Genomic DNA, 16,512 nt, shown 5'->3' with positions numbered 1-16,512 from the left:
GATCCGTCGAATATCAATGCTCTTCACCCAGCCACTCGTTGGTCTTGGCGTCAATCAGGTACTCACGAACAACGCCTTGATCATCGATTATCTCCAGCTCATAAACGAGCCTTCCGTGCTCATGCTCCAGCTCCAAATCAATCAATCGGCCCTTTAAGCGTGATTGGTGCCTTTGCAGGATCTGTTCTAGTGGCAGTACCTGTCCCTGTTCGACCAACGGCACCACATCATCCTGATCCAATGGGCTGGCGTTCAGTGTCGATGACAACCAACCCATGGATACCAAGCTAATCATCCCAGCGGCCATAGCCAGGAATACGAATCTGGTCCTCATCAAAACGTCCTCGATCGGCGTCGGCATGGCAAGTATCGCATTGGCTAAACGAACCTACCTGATCATTACCCTCGACCATATATTGCGGCACTTCGTCATGTTCTTCGATAAAGAACGGTAATTCAGTAATTCGCATTAGGGGCGCACGGCTATCGTCGATAGTAGCGGCATCGCGGAGCTTCGCATAGCGTCTGCTATCGGCCGCGTTGGTGGCCAAGTACTGCTTAATTGCTTGCTGATCCTGCGAGTCTAGCTCGGCATTCTCTCCGAAATGGTCCTCAAGGTTGTTCATCAGGTTGATCCAGCTATCTGTCGGTAACAGATAACCCGGGTAGGCTAAATGACAACTGCCACACTCTTCATCGTAGAGCGGTGATGGCTGTGATTGGGGCTGACGGTAACCATACTCTTCGTATTCATGGTCGCTCTCGTATTTGTCCCGGTCAGCACGTACTTCGCTGCTGGTCAGCCCCCAGAAACCGATGGCCAGCGAGCCGGTTAAGAGAACCCCACCAAGGGTCCAGCGCCAAACGGATAGTTGCTCTTGCATCTTGATGCCTCCTCTATCGGCTTAGTAGCCAAGTTAAAAAATCACCTTTCTCTTGAGCCGTACATTCGCGTCTCAGGGTCCATTTGCAGTTGCGCTTAAGCCACTTCTTGATCGTTTTTTCACTGGTTAGCCGCTCAGCATTTACCGAGGGAGCCAGGGGTTTAATCGCTTTGCCGGTTTTCTGGTGTTTGCCCGGTGCCTTAGGGTCGTCAGTGTGGCAACTACCACAACGCCGTCCGTCGCGCTGAGTCAGCCACAGTTGCTCACCCCGCTTGGCAGAGAACGCTTCAGCCCCTTGGTTGCGATAGGCATCCAGCAACCCATGGATAGGCGATGCATGACTGATGGGCGTGAACGTCAGCCACCAGGCGTTGAGTAGAGCGAACAGTACGGGCTTACTCATGGGTTTCTCCTTCAAGGTTTTTCTTACGACCGGTTAGCATGGCCAAGATCAGGTTCTCGCGATGCAAGAGACTACTAACCAACACCCCGGCAATATGGAGGAACACCAACAACAACATGGCATTGGCGAATAGTTCATGGCTTTCCTCCAGCAGATCCTCGGACCAGAAAGCGAAAAACGTTCCTGCCAACGGCCCAAGTCCCTCGGTGGCTAACGTGGCCATGCCGGTGAAGGCGGTCAGGGAAAGCATCAGCAACATCAGCAGGATCATGGCCCCACCAGCCGGGTTGTGTCCCAGGTAGTGCTTCGGATGTCTGGTCAATAACGATCTCAGATAAGCAGCAATGCGGCTGGGGCGATAGAGGAAATGACTGAACCGAGCATAGCGGCTACCGATCAGCCCCCAGCAGACACGAAAGATAACCAGCCCGGTCACGGTATATCCCGCAAAGGTGTGTAACCTTAGCCAGTCATCTTCGGTAACGAAGGCCAGAGTAAAGAAAAACACCAATGACCAATGAAAAATCCGTACATAGGGATCCCACACTTTGACGGTCGGTGAATGGCGTTGTTGGAAGATCATGGCTGTGCTCCTCAGTTGTCTGAGAACAGCCTAATAAGGGGGGGATTAAACCAAGCTTAAATTTTTTATGAGCAACGTGTATGTGACTTATAAGTGACCGAATCGAATCAAAGCAGATTGTCGAAATCATGCCGTTGGGCAATGCCCTGATAGACGATGTTGGATACGTCCCTTATCACTTTGGAGCGCGAGCGTATCCAGCTGGTGTAGTTACTGGCGTTCTCCTGCTTCTCGATGATGCCGATCAGAGTGTAGGGATAGCGTTTTCCATCCGGTCCCTGCACATTCAAGATCCCCATATCGGCGCAGAGTCGGGCGGTGCTGCCGGTCTTGTTCAGAACCTGGGTACCGACGGGTACGGCCCTGGCGCCGGTGTAGATTCGGTCTGTGCCGGGCAAGGACATCAGCCGCTTGATCTCCCGGGCGCCGACGATGTTGTCTTCCCACAGGGCGTAGAGAAAGCGGCTGTAGTCACGGATGGAGGCCTTGTTGCGGTAGGTCTTTCCACCCGCCGGAATGTATTCAACGATGCTGGTGGTGCGAAAGATGCCGGGATAATGCTGTTTGAGAATCCGCTGGACCGCCTGGGGACCGCCGACCTGCCGCATCACCCAGTTGGTGGAGGGGTTGTCCGAGTGGTGGATCATCCGCTCCATATGGCGTCGGCTTTTGGGCCCATAGAAAAGATCTTGCTGTTTAACTCGGTGAAAGAAGGCCGCTGCGATAAAGGGTTTGATCAGGCTGGCGGCCTGGAATTGAGCTTCCTCGTTGATGGTGACCAGCTTTTCACCGGTGGTGAAATCGAACACCGACCAGCCGGTACGCTCATCCGCACTGATCCGACCCTTGCGTCGAAGCTCCTTGATATAGGCTTCCACTGCGGCCTCCAGATCGCGGACATGGTGGGCCGTTTTCGTTGTTTGAACGCTAGCGCTAGGCTTTGCGACTGTGCTGCTTGAAGCTGCCGAGGGGTTCGCGAGCACGGGTTGGAGTGTTGGTGCTTTGCTTGGTTTTTGGCGTTGCTTTGAAGGCGTTAAGTGGCGATCGGCCTTAGCCAGAACCCAGTCTTTTGAGATCACCGGTGCCGCCGTATCCAATCCCGCCTTGTTCAGTAGTCTGCTATGGGCCCGTGCGACCCGTACCGCACCGGAGCTGTCACCGTTGCGCAGGTAAATCACGCCATGCAGACCATCCACGACCACGATTCGTAAATCTTTGGCCACCGCAGGGCCGAGCACGCGGGCCACCTTGTCGTAATACGTCCGCACAGCTGCCGTGTTGTTGCTCCATACGTAGGAGACGTCATAGAGGAGGGCGGAAGTCGAAGAGGGGGAGGCAATTACGGCAGTGGTCTGTAAGGCGAGCAGGGTTACGAATAGTCTGGCGAGGCGATACATCATCGGCAAAACCTTGTGGTACAGCTGATTCCTGGGCGGTTACTCGTATCCGAGGGTAAGATCATAATTACTTAAACCTGCCCCGTATTATAGCTCTCTAGCATAACTCTCGGTCAGCGCGTTGCTGGAGCCATATCGGCGTTTAACTTTGGATACACAGTATCCTAACGCCAGTTAGTCACTGCCGGCCTCAGCAACAGCTCCTTTTTCTACGCCTTCGAAAGCCCTAACGGTAACCTGTCCCGATTGCTGCTGAGCGATAGTTTCTGCCAGGTAGCGGGCGATGTTCTCAACCGTGCTGACGTAGGGGATAAGCAGCACCTGGGAACTAGGCACGCTGACGGCAAACTCCCCCTGCTGGGCCGTATAGGCCAAACGCGTGTGTGGGATGCCGTTGCAGTCAAGCTCTTCAACCACATGGCTTTTTGTCGCGATGTAACTATCCGCTAAGCGACTCGCCCAGTGTTGCTCCAGCTGTTGACTCCGCTCATCATCGATGTAGATCTCGATGCGAGAACGGTGGCCGTGGGCAATCCGTTGACACTGCCCCAAGTGCTGCTGCAAGCCATGGGTGTAGTGATAATAAGGGCCGTCGATTTTTTCAGGACGAAGACCGATAAACAGGTTGCTCACATTACCCGGTAGCAGCGTTTTCAGTTGGCGCTGCAACTGCTGGGCAATCTGATCGGGAACGATAGCCTGGCTGTCGACCAATAGCACCGTATCAGGAGGGGATTGGTGGGAGACGATCGCGCCCGAGTTGAGTGGAAACTCCACCGATAGCCTGTCGTTGTCTTCCTGGATGCGGCAGCCTGGCGAGCGTACAGGTACCAATAAACGGTGATCGGCCTGAGCATCGAAAAACCGCTTGATCTGCTTCTTAACATCACCGAAATCAAACACCATTCCCTGGTCATCGAGGTCGCCAATCAGTTCAACATCGACGATCCAAGACTCACCGACCAGCCCTCGTTCAACGTCGAGGAAAGAGAAATCCATTACCGTTAAGTTATTTACAAATAATCTAGCCATGGGTTACTTCGGAAGTTGCCTGTGTATCTGGGTGGAGTTGGTTGCCAACGAACTCGTCTGTCATGTTGGAACAGAAATGCGTTAGCGGTGCATATGTTACAACATAACATTTATCAGGCTGCAGAAACTTGATGCTGGTGATGGTTGGAAGTGCACGGGGTTATTAGCTCCTCTAAGAACAAGCTATATCCGAATCGCTTAGTGTTTGATTAGGTAAATACTTAAAACTAATGAGGTACTCGTATGAGTATCGACTCTGGCGTGTTGATCCTCGCCCAGGCTGGGGTCGGTAGCGTCAAGCTCAACAAGATCTATGCGGCTTATTCGCTGGGCGCCAGCAAGCGCCAGATCCTGCAGCATGTGATCCTGCCCAACTCGTTGCCGGAGATCTTCACCGGGATGCGGGTCGCGATGGGAGGCTGCTGGGGTACCGTGGTGGCGGCGGAGCTGGTCGCAGCGGAATCCGGGGTCGGCTACATGATCATGGTGGCGAGTAAATTCCTGTCCACCGATATCGTGGTGCTGGGGGTGATCATCGTTGGTGCGATCGGCTACGGCATCGATATCCTGATGCGCAAACTGAAGCAAAGTTGATTCCCTGGAAGGGGAAAGCCTGATTTAGCTTCCGCTCCTAGTTCAAAACAAAACCCCGGATCATGCCGGGGTTTTTTGTGTTGATGATTTGTATTCTGGGGCTGCTATGTTGAGCAGCAACTCTTAGGGTAGAAGCCGGCGCTCAACTTTGCGTTGCTAGCTTTGCTGTTGCGGCAAAACACTTGATCTTTGAGGGGCTATTTTTGCACAAAAGTGAAAACAGGACGATATAAGCCTTGCTTATACAGTGGCTTACTAACTAGATCTAATTGCCGCGGAACTTTCCTAGCTTCTCTTTGAATGCGCCGTACTTGTCCTGCTTTTCGCCGAACCATTTGAAAAAGTTAAGGTTCACGAAGACACTTGTGTCTCCATCTCCTCGGTCTACGATTCCAAAACTATAGTCATTGTCTACATGGAGCATCACCCCATGTCCTACTTGTTTTCCAGAACTACGATCTGAGTAGATGGACGTGATCGAAATGCCTAGAGGTATTTTACCGTCCCATTTATTGATGCCGACCCACTCAACTGACAAACCTAGCTCCGTTTGTTCGCCGCTGCTTGCTGCGCTGAAGTGGTCAACAACAATTCCAGGATGTAGCAGAAAATACTGGTACTTGGGAGGCGTAGCCCAATCTCTACCGTTGAACTGATCGTGGTAGATTTCCGTAGTTAACCATTTATCTACAAACGTTTGGTGCCGGGAATTATCTGAGAATTCATCCCATTTCTTATTGAGAATGCTAAGCGAATTTATGACCGACTTAGTATGGGCGGCTACTACAAAGTAGCGGTAGGGATCTATGGCTTTTCTAAGATCATGCAGGGCTTCAATACAGTTTGAAAAGCCCATGCGTTTACAAGCAGCTGATTGTTGGTTGCTTAATGCTGTTCCAGTGAAAAACCTGTAGTCATTAACCGCTGCATTTGAACGGTATTCCAAGGACAGTGAACACGTCGGTACCTCTCCATTTGCGCAATCATCATTGGTGCGTACGGTTAGACCTTTAAACCCTCCGACAATATCGCGATTGGGAGGAACATAATTGGCAAAGTCGTAAGCGATATTCCTCATGCCACCAAAGATGTCAGGGTCAAAGGCCTTTATCCACTCCTCAAATAACGATGCGCTATAGGAAAATTGTTTCCCATCGGCTCCTACAAGGGAATCAGTGCCTTTAAGTAAGTACTTGGTATCGTTGATGATTGATTCGTACGGGTTAGCCAGCATATTTTTACAGGTTTGAAGAGCAAAGTGTTTTGATTTTTCTTGAAGGGATTTAAAGTATTTTGCTTTTTCTAAGCCATCCATCTCTGACATGTCACACTTGATGTCTAACCGTGTTGAAGACAGTTCGCCAGCATTAGAATGGCTTATTAGTAGCAGCGAGATTAGTACACAGGAAAATATATTCTTCATCATCATTCATCCTTGATTAATCAGCTAACGAACGGACTTCTTTGATTGCTTTTTTAGCCGCTTCGAAAGAATTAATTACGGTGCTGATGTTGTTGGGTTGTATATCTCCTAAATCATTAACAAATTGGCTTATTTTTTCTTCAGCTTCTGAGAGATTTCCTTGAATGGTTGTCGCTCGATATTTCTTACGGGCTTCGTCTTGAACTGTGATGCTAAATTTATATCCTAACGTTCGATATAGGAATAGTCTTGTAATATCTGGGCACGCCATATATTCAGTAAGATCATGTGGGTTAACTTTTAAATCGTCATCTCGTTTACGAACTTCGCCAAAACAGATATGCCTTCCGTTTTCGATATCTCGCTTGTAACGCTTTACTAACAGAAACGGATCAAATTTATTTCCGACGTTGTAAAAATAATTGCTACATCCAAGCATATCGGGATTACTATCGTGCACGATGGAGTGATTAGGATCCGTAAAGCGAGTCAATATGAATAGTAGGCGGGACACATTGGCGACCATCCATAGGCTTTCAAATCGTTCTGATTTAGCTGAAAGATGCAGGGTGTCACCAAAATCAACTTCCTCTCGATATAGCTTTGCCAGAGCGTCATGTACAATGGCGGTTCCTAGGCTATGGCCAACAACATGCAGTTTCCTGCCATTCTTGTGACAAAAAAGGATCAGCTTATTTAACTCTTCCGCCCATTCTGCACGTATCTCCTCATTGTGATAGGTGAGCCCATAATAGAAAACGTCCAACCAATGAGTGTACAGAAACTCGTCATTGCCGAACTTTGCCTCCATGGATGATAATTTGGAAGCAATGCTCCCCAATCCGCCTCCCGAAATGAACTGAAGGTACTCACTGATTGAACCTTGGTGATCGGCTGCTTTTTTTCGTATGTCGTCAAGTTTTTCTGAGTAGTTGTATTCTTTCAGATCAACTTTTTCTGATATATCAAAAGAGTTTAAACCAAGAAAGACTGCTGCTTCGTTCACTCCTTTTGTAAATTCTTTGGTCATGTTGCCGGGTTGATGAGTTCCCATGCCGTGAACTAGAAGAACAACTGGCTTAGACATATCCTTATCCTTTTTATGGTTATTCTTGTTCCGCAATACGGCGTGTCTGTCGGTTTGACAATACTAGTGCAGAGAGTCTTGGAAATTACCGATAAGAGCTATAGGGGCGACTCTAATTTTACCTGAGGCGCTGTTGATGGGTTGATAGGAAGGAAATAATTTTTAGACAAGATACTGATAGTATTTGCAGACATAATCCGTGTCTCTACTCAGTAAATAAAAGTAATGAATGAAGCGGTAGCAAAATCATGCATTGACTAAAATATAGACGAACATGAATTGAACGCCAAAAAAAAGCCACTCAACTGCTGAAGCAGTGAGTAACGAATTCAACTCTCAAGTGTGACAACCACCTATGCGCATGAAGTAATTCTCAGAAGAGCACTCCTGACGGCCTGAAGCCAAGGCATTTACTTGACCACACAAGCAGCAAAAAAGGCGCTCAAGTAAGGACGCGCTAATGCGCACCGTTTAGCTTTGCATTCGTGTCCTCTTCTGCCCAAGTGCTGCCCTGCTAACCACAATCTTTCCGAATGACCGCTTGGTTCCGAAAACTGTCTTCAGCAGGTTGCGAATAACCGTTAGGTTACAAGCTGAAACGATCGGCCGTCACAAACTCCGCTGCAGGTAAGGATCCGCATCCAGCTGGCTACGGAACCAGTTGCCGAACAGATTGATCTTGGAGTCCGACAGGTTGCGCTTGGGTTGAACCAGGTACCAGGCGCCGATTTCCGGTACCGGACGATCGATCGGGATGATCAGGTTGTTGTTGGCCAGATCGCCGCAGGCGAAGAACGAATGGACGATGGCGACGCCTTCACCGGCGATGGCCGCTTCCAGCGCCAGTTGGTGGTTGTCGTGCTCGCTGGCGATCTCTAGCTGTTCCTCTTGCAGTCCCTGGGCTCGCAGCCAGGTGGCGAGGTTGCGGGGCGATTCGGTGATTCGCAGAAACGGCTTTTGGCTCAGGCTTTCCAGCGTCGGGGTTTCCCCCTCGGCGAACAGCGACGGGCTGCAGACCGGGATCAGGGTGCCCTTGAACAGTTTCTGATAACTCAGGCCGGTTTCGGGGCGCTCGCAGTAGGTGACGCCGAGGTCAGCGGCGTAGGGCTCAAAGTCCCAGCCGGAGAAGGAGCTGTGCAGCTCGATTCGGATGCGGGGGTACTGCTGGCGAAACTGTCCCAGCCGCTGCACCAGCCAGCGGGAGGCGATTCCCAGATAGACCTGCACGGTCAGCTCACCCTGATCCGGCTCGCCGAAGATCGATTGGGTGCTGGCCTCAATCTGCGCCAGTGCGGCGTGGATATGGGTGAAGTAGCGTTGGCCCTCGTCGGTCAGGGCGATACTGCGTCCGAGTCGGTCAAATAGCGGTTTGCCCAGCTCCTCCTCCAGCTTTTTGATCTGGTGACTGATGGCCGAGTGGGTCACGTTCAGTTCCTGGGCCGCCTGCTGGAAGCTGAGGTGGCGGGCGGTGGCCTCGAAGGCCCGGAGTGCGCGTAATGCAGGGATATGTCGTTTCATTGCGTTGATCCTGCCGCTGGCTTGATCCCTGCTTCCATCAGCAGCCAGTCTTTGAAGATACCGGCAGCGGCGGAGAGCGCCTTGTCACTCTGGTAGCACAGATAGTAGCTGGCATCGGAGTCGATACCCTGACGCAGCGGCGAGCTGAGCTGTTTCGACAGCATCCCCTCCTGCATCAGGTCTTCATAGAGCAGGCAGACGCCGAAGCCGTTGGCGGCCATCGACGCGGCGGTGGCGTAGCTGTCCATATACTGACGCGGTTGGGCTTTGAGTGAATCCAGCTGATGGCTCTCGAGCCAGCGGTCCCAACCCTGCGGGGTACCCAGCACGTCCAGCAGCGCAAAGCCCTCCAGATCGGCCGGTTGGCGAATCCGCTTGGCGTTGGCGATCGAGCAGTAGGGACGCAGGCGCGGGGTGACCAGGGTGTGGGCGTCGAAGCCGGTCCAGTTGCCGGGTCCGAAGCGGATCTCCAGCTCGGCGGTGGAGATATCAAAGTCGGTGGCCCAGTTGGTTCCCAGCTGGCGGATCGAGATCTGCGGGTAAATGGCGTGGAAGCGTTGCAGTCGTGGTGCCAGCCAGAGCACCCCGAAGGCGGTGTTGACGTTGACCTCGACCACCGCCTTGTTTAGCGGCGAGAATATCTGCGCCGCACCGCTGTTGAGCTGGCGCATCGCCTCCTGCACCAGCGGCAGGAAGGCGCGACCGGCATCGGTCAGCTGGATGGTGCGGTTGGCACGGCGAAACAGCTGCTGGTCTAGATGGTGTTCGAGCAGCTGCACCTGCTGACTGACCGCCGATTGGCTCATGTTCAGCTCACGACCGGCGTGGGTAAAGCTCAGTTGGCGACCCACCGCTTCGAAGGTCCGCAGCCAGTTTAGCTGGATGTTGCTGGTCAACAGTTTATCCATCGGGATCTCTCTGCGCCGTTGGTGTCGGTTGGAACCGGGCCGAACTTTCGCTTAGAAGCGCTTATCTGTCGCTATTTTTAGTCGATCTTCGCTTCTGCTGATTCCATCGATCTGAAGTTTGATTGTTAGCCTGTCACTGAGCATACGATATTTGCATAAGCTGTGCTTATTGTTTTGTCGATAATTTATCGTTTGTTGCGATCCGAACATCTCCCTACCATCGAATCATCGCTATTCAACAGGTACCCGGTGGGCCTTCCTCCCCTGCGGTTCGTTCTTCAGTGATTGCACAGGATAAGAATAATGAAAACCAAAACAGACGTATTGATCATCGGTGGCGGCATTGCAGGCGTCAGTACCCTCTACCACCTAACCAAGATGGGGTGGAGCGATGTGATGCTGACGGAGAAGTTGGAGCTGACCTCGGGATCAACCTGGCACGCCGCGGGCAACCTGCCGCACTTCAGCAACAGCTACAACGTGATGAAGCTGCAGCAGTACAGTATCGCGCTGTACGCCCGGCTGCAGGAGGAGACCGGCCAGCCGGTGGATCACCATATGACCGGTGCGGTACGTCTGGCCCATACCCAGGATCGAATGGACGAGTTCGAGCGCGTTGTGGCGATGTCCGAACTGGCCGGCCTGGAGCTGGAGATGATCGATAACGATCGTCTGAAAGAGCTGTACCCGTTCCTCGATACCACTGGTCTGTTGGGTGGCCTCTGGGACCCGGCCGATGGTCATATCGACCCCACCAGTGTGACCAACGCGATGGCCGCCGGTGCCCGCGCCGGTGGCGCGACCATTGTCCGTAATAACCCGGTCTCGGCGGTGGAGCAGACGCCGGATAGACGTTGGAAGGTGACCACCGCCAAAGGGGTGATCGATGCCCGTATTATCGTCAACGCTGGTGGTTTCCGTGCCAACGAGATCGCCGAGATGATCGGCCACCGTTTGCCGATGAACTCGATGGAGCACCAGTTCGTCGTCACCGACAATATCCCGGCGTTGGAAGAGCGCGACACTATGGTGCCGATGCTGCGTGATCCGGACGTGTCTTATTACCTGCGCCAGGAAGGCAAGGGTATGATCCTCGGTCCGTACGAGAAGGGAGGGATTCCCTGGGCGACCGACGGGGTGCCGAAGGCGTTCGGTCAGGAGCTGCTGCAACCGGATCTGGATCGGATCGAGGAGATCATGTGCACCGCGATGGAGCAGGTCGATATCCTGACTCAGGCCGGCATCAAGACAGTGGTCAACGGCCCGATCACCTATACCCCGGACGGCCATCCGCTGATCGGTCCGGTCCACGGCTATGAGAACTACTTTGTCTGTACCGGCTTTAACTTCGGCATCGTCCAGGGCGGCGGTGCGGGACACTTTATGGCCCAGTGGATCGTCAACGGTCATCCTGAGTTGGATCTGTGGGAACTCGATCCGCGCCGTTTCGGTGACTACGCCGACAACGATTTCTGTGTCGCCAAGGGCACCGAGGTTTACGCCAACGAATACCAGCTCGGCTTCCCCCACGAGTACGCGATGCGTCCGGCGGTTCGCGGTCAGAAGAAAGCCCCGGTCTATGAGCGCCACGCCGATAAGAATGCCGTCTTCGGTGCTTACTTTGGCTGGGAACGTCCGGCCTGGTTTGCGCCGGAAGGGATGGAGCCCAAGGAGCGTCACAGCTTCCGTCGCGGCAACTGGTTCGAGCCGGTGGCGGCCGAATGTCTGAATGTGCAGAACAACGTCGGGGTGCTGGATCTGTCGCCGTTCACCAAGTTTGAGGTGTCCGGCCCCGGCGCCCACGCCTACCTGGAATCGATCTCCCCGAATCGGATTCCGCTGGAGGCGGGCGGCGTGGCGCTGGCGCATCCGTTGACCCAAGACGGCGGGGTGGCCTGGGAGTTCTCCGTCACCCGGCTAGAGAGTGGCGACTACTACCTGATGGCGCCGGCGGTGGCCGAGCTGATGATCGAGGATTGGCTGACCCAACGGTTGCCGAAGGATGATTCGGTCAAGCTGACCAACACCACCCAACAGTGGGGCACGCTGGTACTGGCCGGGCCCCAGGCCCGCAAGGTGCTGAGCCAGTTGACCGATGCGGATCTGAGCAACGACGGCTTCCCCTGGTTTAGCGGCCAGGAGATCAGCGTTGCCGGCATCAAGCTGCGGGCTCTGCGGATGAACTTCGTCGGTGAACTGGGCTGGGAACTGCATCACCCGATCGAGCATCAGCTGGCGCTCTACGATGCCCTGATGGAGGCCGGTCAGGCTTACAGCATCAGCGATTTCGGCATGCGGGCGCTGGATTCGATGCGACTGGAAAAGGGCTACCCGATGTGGGGCCACGACCTGACCCACGAGTTCACCCTGCTGGAAAGCAACCTCGGCTTCTTTGCCAAGCTCGACAAGGGCGAGTTTGAAGGGCGCGATGCGCTGAAGCAGCAGAAGCAGGACGGCGTGAAGCAGAAAATGGTGCTGTTGGAGGTCGACTCCACCGACGTCGATGCGATCCATATGGAGCCGGTCTACCAGGGCGATAAGCTGGTCGGTCAGGTTGCCTCCGGCGGCTACGGCCACCGGGTCCAGAAGAGCCTGGCGCTGGCCTATGTCGACGTGGAAGCCCTGGCTGCGCAAGCGCAGTCCGAATTGAGTGTGAAGGTGCTGGGCAAGACCTATCCGGTCAAGGTCACCAAAGGCTGTGTCTACGACGCCAAGGGTGAACGCCTGAAATCCAATAACTAATTAGTTACCCCAAATCTGAGTAGCTCCGTACTCGGTTGGCCCGGCCTCGCCCGGGCCTTTTTTCCCTATAAACGCTGTAATTTTGCTGGCGAAAATTTGTTCGATAGCGGCTTGCTATTCGAACGGATAATCCTTAGATTAATGAAAAAATAAATATAAATTTCACTGAGGTGCAAATCATGCCTAAAGATTCATGCTCTGCAGATAATAAAGGATTGCTTGAGTACTCCGTGGTCTACACGGATCGTTCCCTCAACCATATGTCGGTTGCCTTCCAGGATGTGATGAAGGGAATCTCAACCACACTGAAGTCGGTCTATAACGCCCACTCCGTAGCGGTCGTTCCGGGCAGCGGAACCTTCGGGATGGAGGCCGTGGCGCGCCAGTTCGCCACCGACAAGCATTGTCTGGTGATCCGCAACGGTTGGTTCAGCTTCCGTTGGAGCCAGATCTTCGACGCCGGCAAGATCCCCCAATCCCATACCGTACTGAAAGCCCGTCAGACCGATTCGTCCGTTAACGCGCCCTTTGCACCGGCACCGATCGACGAGGTAGTGGCCAAGATCCGCGAAGAGAAGCCGTCACTGGTCTTCGCGCCCCACGTGGAAACTGCCTCGGGCATGATGCTGCCCGATGACTACCTGCGCGCGGTGGCCGATGCGGTCCACGAGGTGGGCGGCATGTTCGTACTCGACTGTATCGCCTCGGGCACCATCTGGGTCGATATGGAAGCGACTGGGGTCGACGTGCTGCTCAGCGCACCGCAAAAAGGCTGGAGCGGCTCACCCTGTTGTGCACTGGTGATGCTCAGTCCGCTGGCCCGTGATCGCATCGACAACACCCAGAGCAGCAGCTTTGCCTGCGATCTGAAAAAGTGGCTGCAGATCATGGAAACCTACGAGCAGGGTGGCCACGCCTACCACGCCACCATGCCCACCGACGGGTTGGCGAAGTTCTATCAGGTGATGAAGGAGACCGAGCAGTTCGGCTTCGAAACGGTGCGTAAGCGTCAGCTGGAATTGGGCGAGAAAGTGCGCGAGCTGCTGGTGCAGAACGGCTTTGCCAGCGTCGCGGCCGAGGGCTTCCAGGCGCCGGGTGTGGTGGTCAGCTACACCAGCGACAGTGGTATTTCCAATGGTTCCAAATTTGCCGTGCGTGGGGTTCAGATCGCTGCCGGTGTACCGCTGCAGTGCGACGAGCCCGAGGGTTTCCAAACCTTCCGGATCGGCCTGTTTGGACTGGATAAGCTGCACGATGTGGATTGCGCTGCCGCCACTTTCGGCCGGGCGCTGAACCGAATTCTGCTCGACTACAAGCATATCTGAGTCGGAGGAATTCCCATGAAGATGATGCCCAAACTGACGCTGTCGGATGCCGAGATCATCATGCAGGCCTGTATTCGTAAGGCCGAGGAGATCGAGGTGGATATGGATATCGCCATCACCGACGACGGTGGCCACCTGATCCTGTTCAAGCGGATGGATAACGGCCGGGTGACCAGCATCGATATCTCGATCGGCAAGTCCTTCACCGCCTCGGCGGCGCGCAAATCGACCCGCGCTTATGGCGAGGTCAGCGTGCCGGGTAAGCCGGCATTCGGAATCAATACCAGCAACCAGGGCCGATTCTCGATCGTGCCCGGTGGCCTGCCGCTGTTTGTCGATGGTCAGGTTGTTGGTGGCGTTGGCTGCAGTTCCGGTACCCCGGATCAGGATGAGCTGGTGGCCCAGGCCGGCGTCGATGCGCTGGCGACGCTGCTGGCCGCTGGACAGCCTGAGAGTTCGGCTTCGGTCCGATTGAGCGCTAACTGAGGTTGGCAAGACCTTGAAGAATCCCATGGCGGATCACGGCGAGTCCGTGATGCGCCATCGATAAGGAGTGATCCGTATGAATGAATCTTTGGTTTTGACCTTGGTGGGACCGGACAAGCCCGGTCTGGTGGAGCAGGTTTCCCAGGCGCTGGTCGGTTACGACGCCAACTGGGAGCAGAGCAGCATGTCCCGCTTGGGGGGCTGCTTTGCCGGTATTCTGAAAATTCGGGTGGCGAGCCGTCTGCGCGATGAGCTGGTTGAGACCCTGAACCAGCTGGAAACCCAGGGGCTGAAGGTGGTGATCGAGAGTGGCCTGGACGGCGAGCGTACCGAGCCAACCGAGCCGGGTGTGACCTTGGCGCTGTCGTTGATCGGTCATGACGAGCCGGCGCTGTTGAGTCGGGCCCTGAGCGCCTTGCGTGCCGAGGGGATCAATGTGGAGCAGCTGGATACGGCGGTTAGCAGCGCGCCGATGTCGGCCGAGATGATCTTTAAGGCCAGCGCCGATCTGTGGGCGCCCCAGGCGGTTGACCTGGATACCTTGCAGAGCCGGTTGGAAACCCTGGCGCCAAATCTGATCGTTGAGATCGCCGAAGCCGGCTGATCGGCTTGAAGTGCGATGTTGAGGTGAAAGGCAGTGATGAAATTTGATTGCCAGATTTCACCTCAATGATGCTTCAGAGCAGGCTTGTGGTAGAATCCGCAGATTCCCAACCTATTGATCAGCGGTAACTTGCACTATGGGCAGCCCAGCCAAGAAAAGCACCGGCCAAACGGAAACGGCACTGGATCCCGATAACCTGCGCATTGGGCGCCAGATTCGTGATCTGCGGAAATCGAAGCGGATCTCGCTGGTTGAATTGTCGGGCAAGGTCAATAAGTCGGTCGGTTACCTGAGTCAGGTTGAGCGGGGCGTGTCGGCGCTGCCGATTCCGGTGCTGCAGTCGATCAGTACCGCGCTGGGGGTGCAGATCAGCTGGTTCTTCCACGGCAGTGATGATGAGCCGAGTATCGAGCAGAACTACGTGGTCCGCCGCGGTTCTCGCCGGACCTTGAACTATTCCGGTATGGGAATTCGTGAAGAGTTGTTGTCACCGCGACTGAGCGGCCAGCTGCAGATGATCATGACCACCTTCGAGCCGGGTGCCAGTGGCGGTAAGGAGCCACGCCAGCGCAAGGGTGAAGAGGCCGGTTATGTGAAGTCCGGCAGCCTGGAGCTGACCATCGGTGAACAGAAGTTTCTGCTCCAAGCCGGCGATAGCTTTACCATCAGCGGCGATGAACCCCACCTGGTCAGCAATCCTTCGAGCCAGGAAACCGAAGTTGTTTGGGTGCTGGCCGATCCCTATTAAGGTTGACCCTCGTATTCCCAACCGAGTGTTCCGATTCGACGCAGGGCCGGTCTCTGCGTCGGCTGTCTTGTACCATTGTCAATAAAATCCGCTAGTTAGCCTTTTTTGCACATCAAATCGCCGTTGGCTTAATCGCCCGTTGGTAACTGGTCCTACTCGCTCCCACGCTGTCGAAATATTCTATTCCCACGTTAACCGCACAGCACTCCGCACCACCGAGTCGCTGGGTTGACCGATGATGTGATTGTTCGGGCGCTGATTTTTGCCCGGGCTGATATCAACTGCTTCTGATAAAAGAATAAGAAAGGAGTAGCGACATGCTGATCGGTATCTCAACTGAGTTTGCCTGCACCCAGCGCCATGTCTGTGCCCAGATGCGCACTCCTTTCGCTATTGATTCTGTTTCTTTCTCCACCACGTACGCCACATCTACCCATCAGCGGATGGCTCGATGCGGTGCGATGCTGTCTGGAGCAGGGGCGGGGATCGGAAGCGCTTCGGTCTAGCGGAAAGTTTCAGGCGTGGCTCCCACTCAGGCCCGGGGGCTGCGCCGCCTAACTTGTGGACTCTTTGAGATCCTGAATAAACGGTTGCTGCCGATTCGGCATCAACTCTAACGATAAGAAGGAAATAGTTATGGCACGTATGACTCCTAGCGAAGCCTTTGTCGAAACTATGGTCGCCAACGACGTTACCGTCGCCTTCGGCATCATGGGTTCGGCGTTTATGGACGCAATGGACATCTTCACCCCGGCAGGCATCCGCCTGATCCCGGTTG

16 protein-coding genes are annotated in these 16,512 nt (G+C 54.4%); 6 read left to right on the top strand and 10 right to left on the bottom strand.

Annotation, left to right across the window (positions count from 1 at the left end):
* Positions 1 to 13: 13 nt before the first annotated feature.
* The 6 genes from DV711_RS10830 to DV711_RS10805 form a co-directional block, all read right to left on the bottom strand.
* The gene (locus tag DV711_RS10830; protein ID WP_243633796.1) at positions 14 to 295 is read right to left on the bottom strand and encodes a PepSY domain-containing protein; all 282 of its coding nucleotides are present in this window, start codon (positions 293 to 295) and stop codon (positions 14 to 16) included.
* Entirely contained in the window at positions 288 to 884 is a 597-nt protein-coding gene (locus tag DV711_RS10825; protein WP_114695728.1) for a diheme cytochrome c, read from the bottom strand. The genes DV711_RS10830 and DV711_RS10825 overlap by 8 nt, the downstream gene beginning before the upstream one ends.
* 13 nt (positions 885 to 897) lie before the next feature.
* A complete protein-coding gene (locus DV711_RS10820; RefSeq protein WP_114695727.1) occupies positions 898 to 1,287 on the bottom strand; it encodes a DUF1924 domain-containing protein in 390 nt (129 codons plus the stop codon).
* On the bottom strand, positions 1,280 to 1,870 hold the full coding sequence (locus DV711_RS10815; RefSeq protein ID WP_114695726.1) for a cytochrome b/b6 domain-containing protein: 591 nt from the start codon (positions 1,868 to 1,870) through the stop codon (positions 1,280 to 1,282). Before DV711_RS10815 ends, DV711_RS10820 begins: the two co-directional genes overlap by 8 nt.
* Positions 1,871 to 1,977: 107 nt before the next feature.
* Positions 1,978 to 2,748 carry a serine hydrolase gene (locus tag DV711_RS19485; protein WP_165840086.1) on the bottom strand — a complete coding sequence of 257 codons (771 nt, stop codon included), beginning with the start codon at positions 2,746 to 2,748 and terminating at the stop codon, positions 1,978 to 1,980.
* 693 nt (positions 2,749 to 3,441) lie between these two features.
* Positions 3,442 to 4,299 carry a 6-carboxytetrahydropterin synthase gene (locus DV711_RS10805; protein WP_114695724.1) on the bottom strand — a complete coding sequence of 286 codons (858 nt, stop codon included), beginning with the start codon at positions 4,297 to 4,299 and terminating at the stop codon, positions 3,442 to 3,444.
* Between the two features lie 243 nt (positions 4,300 to 4,542).
* On the opposite strand from DV711_RS10805, the gene DV711_RS10800 reads away from it, so the two are divergent.
* Positions 4,543 to 4,893, top strand: a complete 351-nt coding sequence (locus tag DV711_RS10800; protein ID WP_207802618.1) for an ABC transporter permease — start codon at positions 4,543 to 4,545, stop codon at positions 4,891 to 4,893.
* A 265-nt stretch (positions 4,894 to 5,158) separates the two neighbouring features.
* Here DV711_RS10800 and DV711_RS10795 read toward each other — a convergent pair whose 3' ends face one another.
* From DV711_RS10795 to DV711_RS10780, 4 genes are all read right to left on the bottom strand, one after another.
* Complete coding sequence (locus tag DV711_RS10795; RefSeq protein WP_133297443.1) at positions 5,159 to 6,319, bottom strand: hypothetical protein; 1,161 nt, start codon at positions 6,317 to 6,319, stop codon at positions 5,159 to 5,161.
* A 13-nt stretch (positions 6,320 to 6,332) separates the two neighbouring features.
* Positions 6,333 to 7,403 carry an alpha/beta hydrolase gene (locus tag DV711_RS10790; RefSeq protein WP_114695722.1) on the bottom strand — a complete coding sequence of 357 codons (1,071 nt, stop codon included), beginning with the start codon at positions 7,401 to 7,403 and terminating at the stop codon, positions 6,333 to 6,335.
* A 609-nt stretch (positions 7,404 to 8,012) separates the two neighbouring features.
* Entirely contained in the window at positions 8,013 to 8,921 is a 909-nt protein-coding gene (locus tag DV711_RS10785) for a LysR substrate-binding domain-containing protein (RefSeq protein ID WP_114695721.1), read from the bottom strand.
* On the bottom strand, positions 8,918 to 9,829 hold the full coding sequence (locus tag DV711_RS10780; RefSeq protein WP_114695720.1) for a LysR substrate-binding domain-containing protein: 912 nt from the start codon (positions 9,827 to 9,829) through the stop codon (positions 8,918 to 8,920). Before DV711_RS10780 ends, DV711_RS10785 begins: the two co-directional genes overlap by 4 nt.
* Positions 9,830 to 10,132: 303 nt before the next feature.
* On the opposite strand from DV711_RS10780, the gene DV711_RS10775 reads away from it, so the two are divergent.
* From DV711_RS10775 to DV711_RS10755, 5 genes are all read left to right on the top strand, one after another.
* Positions 10,133 to 12,571 (top strand): GcvT family protein, encoded by a 2,439-nt coding sequence (locus DV711_RS10775; protein ID WP_114695719.1) that lies wholly within the window; start codon positions 10,133 to 10,135, stop codon positions 12,569 to 12,571.
* A gap of 179 nt (positions 12,572 to 12,750) precedes the next feature.
* The gene (locus DV711_RS10770) at positions 12,751 to 13,896 is read left to right on the top strand and encodes a pyridoxal-phosphate-dependent aminotransferase family protein (RefSeq protein ID WP_114695718.1); all 1,146 of its coding nucleotides are present in this window, start codon (positions 12,751 to 12,753) and stop codon (positions 13,894 to 13,896) included.
* Positions 13,897 to 13,911: 15 nt separating this feature from the next.
* Positions 13,912 to 14,382 (top strand): GlcG/HbpS family heme-binding protein, encoded by a 471-nt coding sequence (locus DV711_RS10765; RefSeq protein ID WP_114695717.1) that lies wholly within the window; start codon positions 13,912 to 13,914, stop codon positions 14,380 to 14,382.
* 76 nt (positions 14,383 to 14,458) lie between these two features.
* Positions 14,459 to 14,986, top strand: a complete 528-nt coding sequence (locus tag DV711_RS10760; RefSeq protein WP_114695716.1) for a glycine cleavage system transcriptional repressor — start codon at positions 14,459 to 14,461, stop codon at positions 14,984 to 14,986.
* 136 nt (positions 14,987 to 15,122) lie between these two features.
* Entirely contained in the window at positions 15,123 to 15,734 is a 612-nt protein-coding gene (locus tag DV711_RS10755; protein WP_114695715.1) for a cupin domain-containing protein, read from the top strand.
* Positions 15,735 to 16,512: the final 778 nt, after the last annotated feature.

This window comes from Motiliproteus coralliicola (genome assembly GCF_003345655.1).
Taxonomy (GTDB): domain Bacteria; phylum Pseudomonadota; class Gammaproteobacteria; order Pseudomonadales; family Balneatricaceae; genus Motiliproteus; species Motiliproteus coralliicola.
This window is presented reverse-complemented; position numbering and strand designations above follow the sequence as displayed.